The sequence below is a fragment of the Methylomonas subterranea genome (assembly GCF_024505185.1).
Classification (GTDB): domain Bacteria; phylum Pseudomonadota; class Gammaproteobacteria; order Methylococcales; family Methylomonadaceae; genus Methylomonas; species Methylomonas subterranea.
This window is the reverse complement of record NZ_JANIBJ010000006.1, coordinates 73670-88323: the sequence shown is the minus strand read 5'-3', so window position 1 is coordinate 88323 and position 14654 is coordinate 73670. Positions and strand designations below refer to the sequence as shown.

Sequence of the window (14654 nt, the reverse complement as noted above, 5' to 3'; positions counted from 1 at the left end):
GATGTCCCGAAAAAGTCATAATAGTCGCCACGTTATCCATTAAAATGTCAGTCATTTTTGCCAAGCCGGAGAGGTTCAGTGTCAGTTCAGCCATGGTCGATCGAACAGGCCAAACAGCTTTATGCCATTCAGCAATGGGGCGACGGTTACTTTTCGATTAACGCCCGGGGCCATGTCTGCGTCAGGCCGCAAGGCGATAGCACCGTGGAGATCGATCTGTTTGAGGTCGCGCGGGCTTTGCGCGGCCAAGGTTTGCAACTGCCGGTGCTGGTGCGCTTTACCGATATTCTGCCCGACCGTATCCGCCGCCTGCAGCAGGCCTTCGATCAAGCCCGCGCCGCTCATGATTATCGCGGCCGTTACACGCCGGTTTACCCTATCAAGGTCAATCAACAGGGCAATGTGGTCGAAAGCATCGTCTCCGCCGAGCACATAGGCCTGGAAGCCGGCAGCAAACCGGAACTGCTGGCGATATTAGGCTTGGCCAAAACCGGCGGCACCATCGTTTGCAACGGTTACAAGGACAGGCTGTATATCCGCATGGCCTTGATGGGGCAGTTGATGGGCTTGTCGGTGTTCATCGTCATCGAAAAACCCTCCGAACTGGAACTGATCATCGAAGAAGCCGCCAAGCTGAATGTCAAGCCGCTGATCGGTTTACGAGTGCGTTTGTCCACCATCAGCGCCGGCAAGTGGCAAAACAGCGGCGGGGAAAAATCCAAATTCGGTCTGCATGCCAGCGAAATATTGCAGCTGATCGAGCGTTTGAAACAACACGCCATGCTGGATTGCCTGCAGTTGATGCATTTTCACATGGGCTCGCAGATCGCCAATATTCACGACATCAAACTGGCCCTGAAAGAGGCCGGGCGGTTTTACCAGCAGTTGCACAAGCTCGGCGCACCGATTAACACGGTGGATGCCGGCGGCGGCCTGGGCGTGGATTACGACGGCAGCGGCTCGCGGCGGGAATGCTCGATCAATTACAGCATGACCGAATACGCCGAAAATATCGTGCGCGCCTTCGCGGAAGCCAGCCATGAGCGCAAACTGCCGCAGCCCAACATCATCACCGAATCGGGCCGCGCCATCACCGCCCACCATGCCGTGTTGATTACCAACGTTACCGAAGTGGAAAGCCTGCAAGGTGCCGAAAATTTGCCGGCAACGACGTTCCATAACATCAGCGAGGCCTACCATAACGCTCAATTCGACATGGCCGAGGCCAGAGCCCGCTTTGTACAGGGTGATTTGTCGCTGCCGGAATTGGCGGAAACCGAAAAAAATTACGTCGGCCTATGCCAGCAGATTCAAAGCCAGCTGAACCCGCATAACCAGCAACACCGCGAAATACTGTTGGAGCTGGACGAAAAGCTGGCCGATAAGGTGTTCTGCAATTTTTCATTGTTTCAATCCATGCCGGATATTTGGGGCATAGAGCAGATATTCCCCATCATGCCGATACACCGGCTGGATCAACAACCCCGCCGCCGCGCGGTATTGCAGGATTTGACCTGCGACTCCGACGGCCGCATCGACCACTACGTGGATCAGCAGAACATCAGCCATACGCTGCCGTTGCACGGTATCGCCGATGGCGAAGATTACCTGATCGGCTTTTTCATGGTGGGTGCCTACCAAGAAATTCTGGGCGATATGCACAATTTGTTCGGCGACACTCATTCCATAAACATCGAGCTGGACGGCGACGGCTATCGTTTCGGCGAATTCATGGAAGGCGAGGATGTCAGCGAATTGCTGGATTACGTCCACATCGATACCGCCGCGCTGAAAAGCGCTTATCGGCAAAAGCTGGACGCTGCCCCACTCGGCGCCGCGCAAAAACAGGCTTTCGAACAGGAATTACTGGCCGGATTAAACGCCTATACTTATCTGGAAAAATAACCGATACCCCGTAACCGACAGCAAGATTCGATTATCAAGGAGCGCTCATGGTAAAGAAATGGATTATTGGTTTGGCCTTACTCGGCTTGATGGCATGCAACAAGGAAACCTCCAAACTGAGCAAACTACCGGATGACGGAGTCATACTGGCTTTCGGAGACAGTCTGACTTACGGCACCGGGGCCACGGCGGAACACGATTACCCGGCCCTATTGAGCGCATTATCCGGTCGCGAAGTGATCAACGAAGGCGTACCGGGCGAAATCAGCAGCGAGGGCCGACAGCGCCTGCCGCAATTGCTGGACGAATATCAACCGCATTTGTTGATCCTGATCCACGGCGGCAACGACATCTTGCGGCAGATCAACGTCGAGGAAACCCGGGCAAATCTAAAAGCCATGATCGCGGAAGCCAAACAGCGCAACATCCCGACCGTGATGCTGGGCATACCCAAATTCGGCCTGGTTTTTTTACATAGCGCGGAAGTCTATGCCGAGTTGGCCCAATCCGAACAGGTACCCACCGATCTGGAAACCCTACCGGCCATACTGTCCTCTAACGACTTAAAGTCCGATACCGTGCATCCGAACGACAGAGGCTATCAAAAACTGGCCGAGAATATCGCCGCCTTGCTGCGCGAACAAGGCGCCTTGTAAACTCTGACCGGTAAGCAACATTGTCCCCCACCACTCCGGAGAACCAGCGATGCAAACAGGCTTGATCGGCTTGGGCGCCATGGGCCAGGGCATGGCCCGCAATCTGGCCAGGGCCGGCCATCTGCAAGCGGTTTATAACCGATCCCCCGGCAAGGCCGACGCACTGGCCGCCGAACTGAATGTTCGGGCGCTGGACAGCCCAGCGGCGCTGGCCGGGCAATCCGAGCTTATCTTGCTTTGCGTTTCGGCCGACCGGGATGTGCTGGAAGTGGTTACGGCGCTGTGCGAAACCATCAAACCCGGCTCGGTTGTGGTGGACATGTCGACCGTCGGCAGCAATACCGCCAAACAAGCGGCGGCGTTACTGGCGAACAAACAAGCGGACTTTCTCGACGCGCCGGTATCCGGCGGCGTGGAAGGAGCCAAAAACGGCACGCTGGCCATGATGGTCGGTGGCGACCGGCTTGTGTTGGAGCGGGTCGGGCCGGTACTGCAAGCCATGACGGCCCGTATCGAGCACATGGGCCCAACCGGTTCCGGACAGGCCTGCAAGGCGGTGAATCAAATCATGTGCGCCGGCATCAATCAGGCGGTCACCGAGGCCTTGGCGTTTGCGCAAGCGCAGGGCCTGGATATGGAGAAAGTCGTCGACGTGGTTTCCGGCGGCGCGGCCGGCAACTGGTTTTTACAGCATCGGGGCAAGACCATGACAAAAGGCGTTTTCAAACCGGGTTTCAGGTTGGCCTTGCACCACAAGGATCTGCTGATTTGTCGGCAAATGGCCGAGCAAGCGCGCCTGGAGTGCCCCTTGACCGATGCAACGCTAGGCGATTATGAATTGCTCATGCAACAGGGCTTTGGCGACGAAGATATTTCCGCCCTGTATCGACTAAAACGGACAAACTAAAATATTAATTGAGGAGTGGAGATGAAAATTACGGTATTCGGTAGCGGCTATGTCGGCTTGGTAACCGGTGCGTGTCTGGCCGATGTCGGCAATCAGGTCATGTGCATGGACGTGGATCAAGCCAAAATCGACAAACTGAAGCAAGGCATCATTCCGATCTACGAGCCCGGCCTGGAAGAAATGGTCAAGGACAATATGCTGGCCGGTCGCTTGCAATTCACCACCGACGTCAAGGAAGCCGTGGATTTCGGCTTGTTCCAGTTTGTTGCGGTCGGCACCCCGCCGGACGAAGACGGCTCGGCCGATTTGAAATACGTGCTGGCGGTAGCCAAAAGCGTTGCCGAGCACATGACCGATTACAAAATCATCGTCGACAAATCCACCGTACCGGTGGGTACCGCCGACAAAGTCAAACAAACCGTACTGGATGAATTGGCCAAACGCGGCGAAACACTGGAATTCGATGTAGTATCCAACCCGGAGTTTCTGAAGGAAGGCTCGGCGCTGGACGACTTCATGAAACCCGACCGCATCGTCATAGGCACCGACAATCCGCGTACCGCCGAATTGCTGAAAGCCCTGTACGCGCCGTTCAATCGCAGCCGCGAGCGGGTCATCACCATGGACATCCGCTCCGCCGAACTGACCAAATACGCCGCCAACGCCATGCTGGCAACCAAAATCAGTTTCATGAACGAACTGGCCAATCTGGCCGAACGCTTGGGCGCGGACATCGAGCACGTCCGCCACGGCATCGGCTCCGACAGCCGGATAGGTTACAGCTTCATCTACCCCGGTTGCGGCTACGGTGGCTCCTGCTTTCCGAAAGACGTCAAAGCCCTGGAACGCACCGCCAAGGAAATGGGCTACCACGCCGAATTGTTGAGCGCGGTGGAAAACGTCAACGATAGACAGAAACATCGTTTGTTCGAGAAAATCTCCGCCCATTACCCGGACGGCGTGCAGGGCAAAACCTTTGCCCTGTGGGGTCTGGCCTTCAAACCCAACACCGACGACATGCGCGAAGCCCCCAGCCGGGTCTTGATCGACGCCCTGACCGCCGCCGGCGCCACGGTACAGGCCTACGATCCGGAAGCCCTGCATGAAGCAAGGCGCATATTCGGCGACAAAGCCGGCTTGATGTATTGCGAGAAGCAAGCCGACACCCTGCAAACGGCCGACGCCTTGATCATCGTCACCGAATGGAAGCAATTCCGCAGCCCGGATTTCGATGCCTTGAGCCGCTCGCTGAGCGACAAGGTGATTTTCGACGGCCGCAACATGTACGAACCCAAGTTCGTCAAACAAGCAGGCTTGCGGTATTACGCCATCGGACGCTGATAAACACCCGCTACCACCCGCTGGAAGGCAAGACAATTCCACCTTGGTATAAGACAGTATTCCGGAACCATCCGGGCGGGTTTATGCTTGGCCAGCGCCTTTTAATAACGCTAACTTTGGAAAATGCATGGAAATTTTGTTAATTGGCGCGGTTGCTTGTATGGCCGCATTGATCATCTCGGCGTGGCTGATGACATTTGCCCGCTGGTTTCCCATCCAGGGTATCGACGAAAAATTCCTGGTCGATTACAAAACCATGATCAGGGCCCACGTCGATTATGCCCTGATGGCCTTGTTCAATTTGGGCTTTTACGGCGCGGGCGTCGATTTGCCGGTTTTTGCCTGCTGGTGCGTGGCAATCGGCGGCTTTGCCAATCCCACGGTATTTGTCATCGCCGCCTTCGACCCGGAGTTTTGGCATAAAACCCATTGGAAAGTTTATACCGCCATCAGCTTCATCATTACCACCGTCGGCTTTGGCGGGGTGGGAATGGCTTTGCTGCGGCAGGCATTATAAAAAGCAATCGGGGCCGATCGATCCCGGACCCAACCGGCTCATGCTGGATAGGTATTCCCAGACATCAACCGGATTACTCTGAATTTAAATCGCCGGGACGATAGCGTAACTTCATGCTCGTCAGGCTGCGGTAATCCATGGGCCTTTCCGCTATCGGCCGACACCTGCGGGAACATGCTGGGCGCCGTCGAAACGGGCTCCGCTGGTTTTGGCGTCGGTAAAAATCGCATCGTGCAGCTTGGTGGAAGATAGATTGGCGCCGCTCAAATCGGCTCCGGTCAGATCGGCGCCACCCATTTCCGCCGAAAACAAATCGGCATTTTTCAAATTGGCGTTGTTCAGTTTGGCGTGCTTCAGCATGGCCCGGCCCAACTTGCTGTTGCTGAGATTGGCACCGCTGAGATTGGCGCCTTTCAAATTGGCCCGCATCAGGCCCATGGACTGATTTTTCATGTCCGCGGCCCAATCGGCGTTGCTGATATCGGCATGGCTGAAATTGGCCCCCTCCATCACCGCGATAACCCGGCTACCGCTCAGATTGGCGCCGCTGGCATCGGCATGCATCAAACTCACGCCGAAAATACTGGTGTTGGACAGATCGGCATTTACCAGCTTGATATGGGTCATTACGGTCAAATCCAGATTCAGGCCGGCCAGATTGGCCTTACTCAGATTGGCGCGGCGCAAGTCCGCCCCCCACAAATCGGCGTTGCGAAAGTCCAGCCCGGACAAATCCAGATCGGTCAAATCCTTGCGCCGCAGCGGGGCGGGGTGTTGTTTATCGGCCTTGGCCAATAGTTGTTCGACTTGAGCGCGGGTTAGTTCCGCCGCCTGTAAGCCGCCAGCCGCCAACACGGCAAGCAGTAGCGCCGAAAGCTTGATTGAATAATGCATATCCACTCCTGAATGTTATTGCTTACGTAATCAACGGTCAGCATAACACCGGCCAAGTGTTGGCGTCGATCATCGATATGCCGCCAGCAAACCGGCAAAAACCGCCAAGCCAAACCAATTGTTATTCAAAAAGGCCTTGAAACAATCGGGTTTATGGAAATGAAAAATCAATTTTTGCTGGTAAATCCCCAGACCGGTAGCGACCAGCAAGCCGGCATAATACGGCCAACTCAATTGCTGCATAAAACCTACGCTTATCAACAGCCCCAGGATAACCAACTGCAAGCCGGCGGTAATCTCCCGCACCCGCTTGCCGAATAAAATCGCTGTGGATTTGACGCCTATCTTCAAATCGTCGTCGATATCCACCATCGCGTACATGGTGTCGTACACCAGCGCCCACAGCAACACCGCCAAGTACAAAATCCAGCCGACTGTTGGAATTTCGTTGGTCTGCGCGGCAAACGCCATCGGCACCGCAAAACCGAACGCCGCCCCCAGATAGGCTTGCGGCAGATGGGTGTACCGTTTCATGAACGGGTAACTGGCGGCCAAAAAAGCGCCGATAAACGATAGGCCGATGGTGTACCAATTCATCAGCAACACCAACCCAAACGCGGTCAGACACAACACCGCAAAAACGATCAGCGCTTCCTTCGGCGACACCTTGCCGGCGGCGATCGGCCGCAACTTACAACGGTCTACATGCGGATCGAAATCCTTGTCGGCGTAATCGTTAATCACGCAACCCGCAGCGCGCATCAACACCACGCCCGACACGAACACGAACAACACCAGTCCATCCGGCCTGCCGTCGCCGGCAATCCACAAGGCCCACAGTGTCGGCCACAGCAAAATGAAAATGCCGATGGGTTTATCGAAGCGGGCCAGGAGCCAGTATTGGTGGAGACGGTCTTTGAGTGTGTCCATGAATCGTGATTATTTAAATGTGTTATGTTGAGCTTTATCCGATGCGAAGCTTGTGCAAACTCGACTTTGCTCAGTGGGGATTTCAGGTTTGAAGATGACGACAAAATATCCCGACTAACAAACGACCGCCGTTGGCAATTTTATCTGGAGAGAAATGGATTCGATCCCTATCTGGCTCAAGTTTGCTATGCCACCAAAACACAACTTCTTTACCGTTAAAAATACGTGTTCGTTCTCTCCGCGCTTCGCTATTGCTCTTCGTGTTTCCGTTCTCGTCAGATATGTTAATTCCATGCGAACCGAATTTAGAAGGCGCATCTTTCCATGGTTCGGAGAAAACTCTTTTTCCATGATCAGACAAAACACTTAAATGCTTGGTCAGTGGCTCTATCAACTCTCGATAAGGTTTGCTCATACCCTTGATACCATCGAAAGAGTTGGGAATAAAATCAAGTGAAGCGAATGCGGAATCTGCAAATTTTGTCAATTCATCGGGACTTTTGGTGGTATCGGTAATGAGCCACCGAAAATAGTCACGATAGCTTTGAAATTCTCCGACAAACCATAGATTCTCTATCTGATTGTCGACCGTAACAGCATGATTCCCAATTCGACGAACGCTAGGAAAAATCAGGCAAGCAACAGCATTGGCTTTGCTTTGGGCGGTTTGAGCGTGTGCCCAAGCAATTGACGGAGCAAATTCTTTAGCTCTATTGTTAATTTGTACGTCAAAATCTCTGGGCTCACATGAGTCAAGTTCCTGCCACTTGGATAGTCTTCCAAAAATACTCGCAACACGCTCCTGAACTTCCCAAGGTATCGCCATTGGTGAATCCGATTCATACAATTCATAAAAAGTTTTATTCTGCCAAACGGCGGTTTCAAACAGCTCTTCCGAATAGCAGGCTAACTGTCCTTGGTGATGCGCATCGTCCAGTAAATCCAACAAGGCTTCCAATGCCTCGATACAAGCATCGTTCTCAAGTCCATCGAAACGCCAGCTTGTTTCGTCGATGACAAAGCGCATGATTTATTGCCTTGGACGCCTTACGCGGGTTAGAGCAGAGACATCGAGTTGGTATTGATCGAAAAATCCGCGAGGCCAAGATGCAATGCTGCCGGTCTCGGTAAAACGCAGAGTCTGTGGGTCGGTTCCATCAACATCGAAGAAATGGATAATTGCTTGATCTTTGGTCAAGATACTATGCTCGCCAATAGCACGACGAATACCGTTTAAGACATGGTCGGAATGGGTTTCTACCACGACCTGAACACCGGCAGATGCCATAGCCGCAAGAAAATATCCCATTTGCGATTGACCGGCAGGGTGCAGGTGAGCTTCGGGATTTTCCACAATTAAGAGTCCGCCGTTTCCAGCCGTCAAGCCAGCAAGGATTACCGGAAGTGCATAAGTTACTCCAAAGCCCATGTTCGGCGGCCGAACCCACTCGCCATCGGGAACGCGGAAACGCAGTGCTGTTACTGTCCTAATCGAAATAGAATCGGTATCAATCTGTACAGGACGAGTAATCCTAGATAGCCACCGCTCCGTCTCGAATTTCAATAACGCGGCATCCTCTTCGCCGAATCCTGGACAACGGCGAGGTTCGGCGATGGATAAACTATCAAGGCTATAGAGAATCTGGGCGCTGTACTCCCCGCGAAAACCTACTTCCAGCAAGTCGGGCGGCAATGCCGCCGAGCCGAGTATATTGCGTGGACCGTAACGTTCGGCGCAAAGATACTGAAAGACTCTTTCTCCCTCGATGAACAGCATTGGAAGTTCTCCGGGTTCTTGTATCTCCGCATAGAGCGAACTGGCAACGCCAGTCAACTCCCACGAATAGACAGCATCATTGTCATCCGTGAGATCAAATCTAACCGAATCCTGCGTATTCCAATTTTGGATATCTTCGAACGAGCCCAATTCCAAACCGAATGGACCATTTAGCGGAACGATATTATCTCCTCGCCGAACGGATTCTTTTAAAAGAAGCAAAGCATGGATAACTGAAGTTTTACCAGCACCGTTCATGCCGGCCAGAATAGTCAGCGGCGCCATTTCAAAGCTGGCCTCAGCAAACATCTTGAAGCCGCGCAGTTTAAATTCACGGATCATTTGAGAACTTTCTCCAAGGCTTTGCGTGGCTTAAGCAACCTGTCTTCGACCTTTTTGTAGGAACCTGTGCCAGCACTTACAGAGGTATCGTAATCTCGGTTTTTAAAAAGCTTTCTTAGGGCTTTTTGAATAGCGTCTTTGTGTGTGCTAACAATTTCTGGAGGGTGCTCCGCGAGCGCTAAAGCTTGTGATTCAAAAATTGCTCGGTTGATGCGACCACTTGGTGATTGGTTGTGTGGAGCCCATCGGCGAAATGCACCGGTACCAAACACTTCATAACAATTTCGCATGGCTTGTCGAAATGCAGTTTCTAGTTTTTTTAAATCCGAAGGTTTTGCTTGTTGGTCTAGCCAGCGAGAAAAATCCAACAAAAATGCATCCAAACTCGATGCCTCGGCATATTTTTCTAGTGGCACGACATGAAAAGCACAGAAACGTAATGCCATTTCTCTATCTGTCATTCTTTTACTATCGCGAACCAACTGCCCTATCGAATCTTTTCGCCAGAAATAGTCGCCCATAACTTGATCGAAGCTTTCGCTTTCAACCAGCTTTCGCAAAAATTTTCGAGAGCGTTCCTTGCTCATACAATGGCGAATTTCCTGAGCAGAGAGTGGACTACCTCCGGTATTAACGCGATTGAAAATATCGAATTTAACGTCGTCCGGCGTTTGCGGCTCGATCACATGAGCCACTATCTGGGTGACGGCAAAACGCCGCTTGGTTGCAGGATCGAGCGTGGAAAATGTCGCCTCTTTTAGCGGACTCAGATATTCAAGATATTCTTCCTTCAACTCCAATTGATTGGACATAAACCGCTTGACCGTAGTCAGTCGCTGAACACCGTCGATTACCTGTAGAGCACCGTCTTTATCCTGGTTGAAGTAAAAAACAGGAAGAGGGATACCCAATAGGATGGATTCAATAAGGCGTATCTGTTGTTTGGTATTCCAAACGAAACTCCGTTGAAAATCGGGCGCTAAATCCAATTCTTTTTCTTGCTCTGGTTCCTTATCTTCAATCTGGGTATAAATCTCCCGGATAGTGAAGTTTTTAGTCGTAATCCGAATATCGTTCGGATTCCAAGGCTTCATCTTCAAATCAGAGCCTGATTTATCCTCGTCTTCTAGCGAACTTTCTTCAACCGAATTATCGGCCTTCGCATTATCGTCAGAGAGTTCTTTTGTAGTCATACGCCATTCAAATTTCAAATACATCAAAAATAGTCTGCCACCATAACAAACAGCTTTGTTATACGTTCAATACTTTCATTTGCTAGATTACTAAACCAAATCATCCAAATCCACATTCAATGTTTCGGCTATTTTTTCAGTGCGGCAACGGTTCCGGTTCGTTTGCCGCTTTCCATTTGGGCAATACTGGCTTGGGCCATTTTGCAGCTCTCGGCCAGCCCCGACTGAGTCAGGCTGCGATGTTCGCGCCATACTTTGATTTTATTCTCGCCGTTCAACAGCCGTTTTACGATTTCGGCGGGAACCAGTTCGTCTTCGCTGGCCAGGGCTTGGTCATAGGCTATGATGTCATCCAGCATTTCAGCCTTATTCAACAGCATTCTTATTCCACTATTTTAAGTTTCCAAACGAATTTTGCCCGTCGCATATTGATGCACCAGCGAAGAAATTAGCGTTTGATAGGGAATGCCAATATCTTGTGCACGGTTTTTAATCAACGTCACATCCCCCAAACTCAGGCGAATAGTGACATTTTTGGATTTTGACAGGTACTCTTTGGCCGCCTGTTTTGCCAAAGCAATTTCTTCATCCGCATTGACGCTACGTACCAGCTGGTCATTTTCCAATGCGGTTAATATCGACATTTCTTCGTCATCGAACATGGCTTCCCCCTTTGTAACGTTTTTTGGCTTTGCGACTTGGAATGATGGTTTTAAGAAAAATGCCGTCTTCGTTCTGTAAAAACGGCACCAGATAAACATAATCCAGCGCCTCAACCACATAAATTTTTTGCTGCGGATACTGTATTTGATCGGGATGGTCTAACACATCCAATATCTTCCCTGCATTGATTGCCGCGATAATATCCTCAAAGCCGATACCTCGGCTTTGCTTCAGCAATTCATTTTTCTCGCGACCAAATGAAATCATAGAACGCCACTTTTATACATACATTGTATTGGCGGCATGGCCTAGTTGCCGGTTTTATCCTTAATCGTCTGAATAATCCCCGTAGTCGAATGCCCCTCGATAAACGACAAAATCTTTACCTCGCCACCGTTGGCCAGCACGCTTTCGTGGCCGGCGATGCTGGTGATGTCGGTGTAGTCGCCGCCTTTGACCAGGATGTCCGGCAGGAGTTGGTCGATGACTTCCTTGGGTGTGTCTTCTTCGAACGGCACCACCCAGTCCACGCATTCCAGTGCCGCCAACATTTCCATGCGGTGGTCCAGTTTGTTGACCGGACGCTCGGGGCCTTTCAGTCTCTGTACGGAGGCGTCGCTGTTGACCAGCACCACCAAGCGGTCGCCCAGGGTTTTGGCTTGTTGCAGGTAGCGGACGTGGCCAGGGTGCAGAATGTCGAAACAGCCGTTGGTGGCGACGATTTTTTCGCCGTTTTGTTTGGCGGCGGCGCGTTCTTTTAAAAGCTCCGGCAAGCCGCAAACACCTTTGTGATGGGCGCGCGGACCGTGCAGGGCTGCGGCCAGTTCTTCGGTATTGACGGTGGCGGTGCCCATCTTGCCGACCACGATGCCGGCGCCGATGTTGGCCAGTTGAGTGGCTTCGGCCAGGGATTTTTTGGCGGCCAGGCTGGCGGCCAATACCGAAATCACCGTGTCGCCGGCGCCGGTGACGTCGAACACTTCACGGGCATGGGTAGGTAAGTGCAGGGGTTCGGCTTCCTTGCTCAGTAAGGTCATGCCGTGTTCGCCGCGCGTCACCAGCAAGGCGTCCAGTTCCAATTCAGTTAGCAGGTTTATGCCGCGCTCGACGATCTGTCTTTCATCGCTACAGCGACCGACGACGGCTTCAAATTCGCTCAAGTTGGGCGTAATCAGGGTCGCTTGCTTGTAAATGGAAAAATCGCTGCCTTTGGGGTCGACCAACACCGGTTTTTTCAGTTGGCGGGCCAAACGAATGAATTGTTCGACCTTGCTCAACGTGCCTTTACCGTAATCCGACAATACCACGACTTGCGACTGCATCATCTCCGCGTGATATTGATGCAGCAGCAGTTCGGTGTCGACATCGTGAAAGCCGTCTTCGAAATCCAGCCGGATCAATTGCTGGTGCCGGCTCATCACCCGCAATTTGGTGATGGTGGGATGGTGCGGCACGCCCTGAAACAGGCACAACACCCCGGCTTTTTTCAGCAGGGTTTCCAGGGCGACGGCGGCTTCGTCCTCACCGGTAAAACCCAACAGCGAAACCTTGGCGCCCAGGGCGGCGATATTCAAGGCCACGTTACCGGCACCGCCGGCCCGTTGTTCGTCGTGTTTGACATGTACCACCGGCACCGGCGCTTCCGGCGAAATGCGGGAAGTGGGGCCGTGCCAATAGCGGTCCAGCATCAGATCGCCGACCACCAGTACCCGGGCGGCGGAATAATTGGGTATTTGCATAGCTTTGCACGCGGTCTATTGAAGTCGGGATGTTATTATAACGGCTTGTCGAGACACACAGGGGCGTAAACCATGAGCATCACAATCTATCACAACCCGCGTTGCGCAAAATCCCGCGAAACATTGAAATTGCTGGAAGAAAAGGGCTTGCAGCCCGATGTGGTCGAATATCTGAAACATCCGCCGACAAGTGCCGAATTACAGGATATTTTGCATAAGTTGGGCATCAAACCGCGCGAGCTGATGCGCACCAAGGAAGCCGAATACAAGGAAAACGGTCTGGACGACGCATCCCTCAGCGATGCCGAACTGATTGCGGCCATGATCCGCATCCCCAAACTGATCGAGCGGCCGATTGTGCTGACCAACGGCAAGGCCGCCGTCGGTCGGCCGCCGGAAAACGTCTTGAACATCCTGTAACCGCCCCACTCTCTCGATACGAAATTTATGTCGAAACCCTTGATACCCTTGGCCGCGATGCTGGCCTTATCCATGTCCGCCCAGGCAACGCCGGCTAACGACGACATGGGCGTTTGGATCAGCAATACCTTTCAAACCGATTTCGGCGGCAGCCCCTATCTGGCATTTTTGGAACTGCATCCCCGCACCCGCAGCGACAACAGCAAATTCAATCAAATGATCGTCCGCCCGTTGCTGGGCTACAAGGTGACCAAGAAACTGCAACTCTGGGCGGGTTACACCTGGCAAGGCGAATACAACGATCAAACCGACTTCGAGTTAGCTACCAACGACATCATGGAACAGTTGCAATGGATAGACAACTGGACGCCGCAGTTAAACTTTCAATATCGTTTTCGTCTGGAACAGCGCTTGTTCGCCCACGAAGACGATGTCGGCCACAGGATGCGGCACCGCGTCCGCTTGGTTTATTCCATTCCGGACAGCAAGGCCTATTTGATTGCGTTGGACGAGTTGTTCGTTTATTTCAACGATATCGAAACCGGCCGGCTATCCCATTCCGTGCAGAGCGGCGTCAATCAGAACCGCAGCTATGTGGGGGTCGGGTACAAGTTGGCGCCTTTCGTGAATGTCGACACCGGCTATCAATTGCAGTATGTACATAATTACGGCAGCCCGGACTTGGTGAATCACGTCTGGCTGACCAATATGAATTTCAATTTTTGAGGCCAACGCATGGACCGCGCCGAGATCAAGATCCTGATCGTGTATTACAGCCGTAACGGCAGCACCTTGAAAATGGCGCGGCAGATAGCTCGCGGCGTGGAATCGGTGGCCGGCGCGGAAGCGGTTTTGCGCACCGTGCCGGAGGTGTCGACGGTGTGCGAAAAAGTGGCCGACAGCATCCCGGCCGACGGCGCGCCGTATGCCAGCTTGCGGGAACTGGAAACTTGCGACGGCTTGGCCTTGGGCAGCCCTACTCATTTCGGCAACATGGCGGCGCCGCTCAAGCATTTCATCGACGGCACCACGGCGATGTGGTTTGCCGGCGCCCTATCCGGCAAACCGGCCGGCGTGTTCACCTCCACCGGCAGCATGCACGGCGGCCAGGAAACCACCCTGCTGTCCATGATGCTGCCGCTGATGCACCACGGCATGCTGCTGCTGAGCCTGCCCTGCAACGAAATTGCCCTGCGCGAAACCGTCAGCGGCGGCACACCCTACGGCCCCAGCCATCGCTCGGAAACCGATAGCGAACTGACGGAACACGAAAAACGCTTGTGCTGGGTGCTGGGGGAACGCTTGGCGAAAACGGCGCTGGCGTTGAAGGCCAACCGAACATAAAGCCCATATCAGCCGCGGCACGGGGA

Annotated in this window: 17 protein-coding genes; 8 read left to right on the top strand and 9 right to left on the bottom strand. The window is 52.9% G+C overall.

The window, feature by feature from the left end; genetic code table 11:
* Positions 1–78 precede the first annotated feature (78 nt).
* From speA to NP590_RS04745, 5 genes are all read left to right on the top strand, one after another.
* A complete protein-coding gene (gene speA / locus NP590_RS04765) occupies positions 79–1905 on the top strand; it encodes a biosynthetic arginine decarboxylase (protein ID WP_256601104.1) in 1827 nt (608 codons plus the stop codon).
* A gap of 47 nt (positions 1906–1952) precedes the next feature.
* The gene (locus NP590_RS04760; RefSeq protein WP_256601103.1) at positions 1953–2561 is read left to right on the top strand and encodes a GDSL-type esterase/lipase family protein; all 609 of its coding nucleotides are present in this window, start codon (positions 1953–1955) and stop codon (positions 2559–2561) included.
* A 49-nt stretch (positions 2562–2610) separates the two neighbouring features.
* Entirely contained in the window at positions 2611–3468 is an 858-nt protein-coding gene (locus NP590_RS04755) for an NAD(P)-dependent oxidoreductase (RefSeq protein ID WP_256601102.1), read from the top strand.
* Between the two features lie 21 nt (positions 3469–3489).
* Positions 3490–4809 (top strand): UDP-glucose dehydrogenase family protein, encoded by a 1320-nt coding sequence (locus NP590_RS04750; protein WP_256601101.1) that lies wholly within the window; start codon positions 3490–3492, stop codon positions 4807–4809.
* 127 nt (positions 4810–4936) lie between these two features.
* Positions 4937–5326, top strand: a complete 390-nt coding sequence (locus tag NP590_RS04745) for a hypothetical protein (RefSeq protein ID WP_256601100.1) — start codon at positions 4937–4939, stop codon at positions 5324–5326.
* A 150-nt stretch (positions 5327–5476) separates the two neighbouring features.
* On the opposite strand, the gene NP590_RS04740 is transcribed toward NP590_RS04745, so the two are convergent.
* From NP590_RS04740 to hldE, 9 genes are all read right to left on the bottom strand, one after another.
* Positions 5477–6220 (bottom strand): pentapeptide repeat-containing protein, encoded by a 744-nt coding sequence (locus NP590_RS04740; protein WP_256601099.1) that lies wholly within the window; start codon positions 6218–6220, stop codon positions 5477–5479.
* Between the two features lie 69 nt (positions 6221–6289).
* Positions 6290–7150, bottom strand: coding sequence for a 4-hydroxybenzoate octaprenyltransferase (ubiA, locus tag NP590_RS04735; protein ID WP_256601098.1), 861 nt, complete (start codon positions 7148–7150; stop codon positions 6290–6292).
* Between the two features lie 82 nt (positions 7151–7232).
* On the bottom strand, positions 7233–8177 hold the full coding sequence (locus NP590_RS04730; RefSeq protein WP_256601097.1) for a hypothetical protein: 945 nt from the start codon (positions 8175–8177) through the stop codon (positions 7233–7235).
* A gap of 3 nt (positions 8178–8180) precedes the next feature.
* Positions 8181–9269, bottom strand: coding sequence for a DUF3696 domain-containing protein (locus NP590_RS04725; protein WP_256601096.1), 1089 nt, complete (start codon positions 9267–9269; stop codon positions 8181–8183).
* Positions 9266–10462 carry a DUF262 domain-containing protein gene (locus NP590_RS04720; RefSeq protein WP_256601095.1) on the bottom strand — a complete coding sequence of 399 codons (1197 nt, stop codon included), beginning with the start codon at positions 10460–10462 and terminating at the stop codon, positions 9266–9268. Before NP590_RS04720 ends, NP590_RS04725 begins: the two co-directional genes overlap by 4 nt.
* Positions 10463–10590: 128 nt before the next feature.
* The gene (locus NP590_RS04715; protein WP_256601094.1) at positions 10591–10842 is read right to left on the bottom strand and encodes a helix-turn-helix domain-containing protein; all 252 of its coding nucleotides are present in this window, start codon (positions 10840–10842) and stop codon (positions 10591–10593) included.
* 15 nt (positions 10843–10857) lie between these two features.
* Positions 10858–11124 carry an antitoxin gene (locus tag NP590_RS04710; RefSeq protein WP_256601093.1) on the bottom strand — a complete coding sequence of 89 codons (267 nt, stop codon included), beginning with the start codon at positions 11122–11124 and terminating at the stop codon, positions 10858–10860.
* Positions 11114–11392, bottom strand: a complete 279-nt coding sequence (locus NP590_RS04705; protein WP_256601092.1) for a toxin — start codon at positions 11390–11392, stop codon at positions 11114–11116. The genes NP590_RS04710 and NP590_RS04705 overlap by 11 nt, the downstream gene beginning before the upstream one ends.
* A 41-nt stretch (positions 11393–11433) precedes the next feature.
* The gene (hldE, locus tag NP590_RS04700) at positions 11434–12864 is read right to left on the bottom strand and encodes a bifunctional D-glycero-beta-D-manno-heptose-7-phosphate kinase/D-glycero-beta-D-manno-heptose 1-phosphate adenylyltransferase HldE (protein WP_256601091.1); all 1431 of its coding nucleotides are present in this window, start codon (positions 12862–12864) and stop codon (positions 11434–11436) included.
* Positions 12865–12936: 72 nt separating this feature from the next.
* Here hldE and arsC point away from each other — a divergent pair, with 72 nt between their 5' ends.
* From arsC to wrbA, 3 genes are read left to right on the top strand one after another with little or no spacing between them, the layout of a single operon-like run.
* Positions 12937–13284, top strand: a complete 348-nt coding sequence (gene arsC / locus NP590_RS04695; protein ID WP_256601090.1) for an arsenate reductase (glutaredoxin) — start codon at positions 12937–12939, stop codon at positions 13282–13284.
* Between the two features lie 27 nt (positions 13285–13311).
* Positions 13312–14010 (top strand): DUF2490 domain-containing protein, encoded by a 699-nt coding sequence (locus tag NP590_RS04690; RefSeq protein ID WP_256601089.1) that lies wholly within the window; start codon positions 13312–13314, stop codon positions 14008–14010.
* A 9-nt stretch (positions 14011–14019) separates the two neighbouring features.
* A complete protein-coding gene (gene wrbA / locus NP590_RS04685) occupies positions 14020–14628 on the top strand; it encodes an NAD(P)H:quinone oxidoreductase (RefSeq protein WP_256601088.1) in 609 nt (202 codons plus the stop codon).
* Positions 14629–14654: the final 26 nt, after the last annotated feature.

What these genes read in the sequence shown, in the direction of transcription:
- NP590_RS04760 (WP_256601103.1), top strand. Translation starts at nt 1,953, where the DNA reads ATGGTAAAGAAATGGATTATTGGTTTGGCCTTACTCGGCTTGATGGCA.
- NP590_RS04755 (WP_256601102.1), top strand. Translation starts at nt 2,611, where the DNA reads ATGCAAACAGGCTTGATCGGCTTGGGCGCCATGGGCCAGGGCATGGCC.
- NP590_RS04750 (WP_256601101.1), top strand. Translation starts at nt 3,490, where the DNA reads ATGAAAATTACGGTATTCGGTAGCGGCTATGTCGGCTTGGTAACCGGT.
- NP590_RS04745 (WP_256601100.1), top strand. Translation starts at nt 4,937, where the DNA reads ATGGAAATTTTGTTAATTGGCGCGGTTGCTTGTATGGCCGCATTGATC.
- NP590_RS04740 (WP_256601099.1), bottom strand. Translation starts at nt 6,220, where the DNA reads ATGCATTATTCAATCAAGCTTTCGGCGCTACTGCTTGCCGTGTTGGCG.
- ubiA (WP_256601098.1), bottom strand. Translation starts at nt 7,150, where the DNA reads ATGGACACACTCAAAGACCGTCTCCACCAATACTGGCTCCTGGCCCGC.
- NP590_RS04730 (WP_256601097.1), bottom strand. Translation starts at nt 8,177, where the DNA reads ATGCGCTTTGTCATCGACGAAACAAGCTGGCGTTTCGATGGACTTGAG.
- NP590_RS04725 (WP_256601096.1), bottom strand. Translation starts at nt 9,269, where the DNA reads ATGATCCGTGAATTTAAACTGCGCGGCTTCAAGATGTTTGCTGAGGCC.
- NP590_RS04720 (WP_256601095.1), bottom strand. Translation starts at nt 10,462, where the DNA reads ATGACTACAAAAGAACTCTCTGACGATAATGCGAAGGCCGATAATTCG.
- NP590_RS04715 (WP_256601094.1), bottom strand. Translation starts at nt 10,842, where the DNA reads ATGCTGTTGAATAAGGCTGAAATGCTGGATGACATCATAGCCTATGAC.
- NP590_RS04710 (WP_256601093.1), bottom strand. Translation starts at nt 11,124, where the DNA reads ATGTTCGATGACGAAGAAATGTCGATATTAACCGCATTGGAAAATGAC.
- NP590_RS04705 (WP_256601092.1), bottom strand. Translation starts at nt 11,392, where the DNA reads ATGATTTCATTTGGTCGCGAGAAAAATGAATTGCTGAAGCAAAGCCGA.
- hldE (WP_256601091.1), bottom strand. Translation starts at nt 12,864, where the DNA reads ATGCAAATACCCAATTATTCCGCCGCCCGGGTACTGGTGGTCGGCGAT.
- arsC (WP_256601090.1), top strand. Translation starts at nt 12,937, where the DNA reads ATGAGCATCACAATCTATCACAACCCGCGTTGCGCAAAATCCCGCGAA.
- NP590_RS04690 (WP_256601089.1), top strand. Translation starts at nt 13,312, where the DNA reads ATGTCGAAACCCTTGATACCCTTGGCCGCGATGCTGGCCTTATCCATG.
- wrbA (WP_256601088.1), top strand. Translation starts at nt 14,020, where the DNA reads ATGGACCGCGCCGAGATCAAGATCCTGATCGTGTATTACAGCCGTAAC.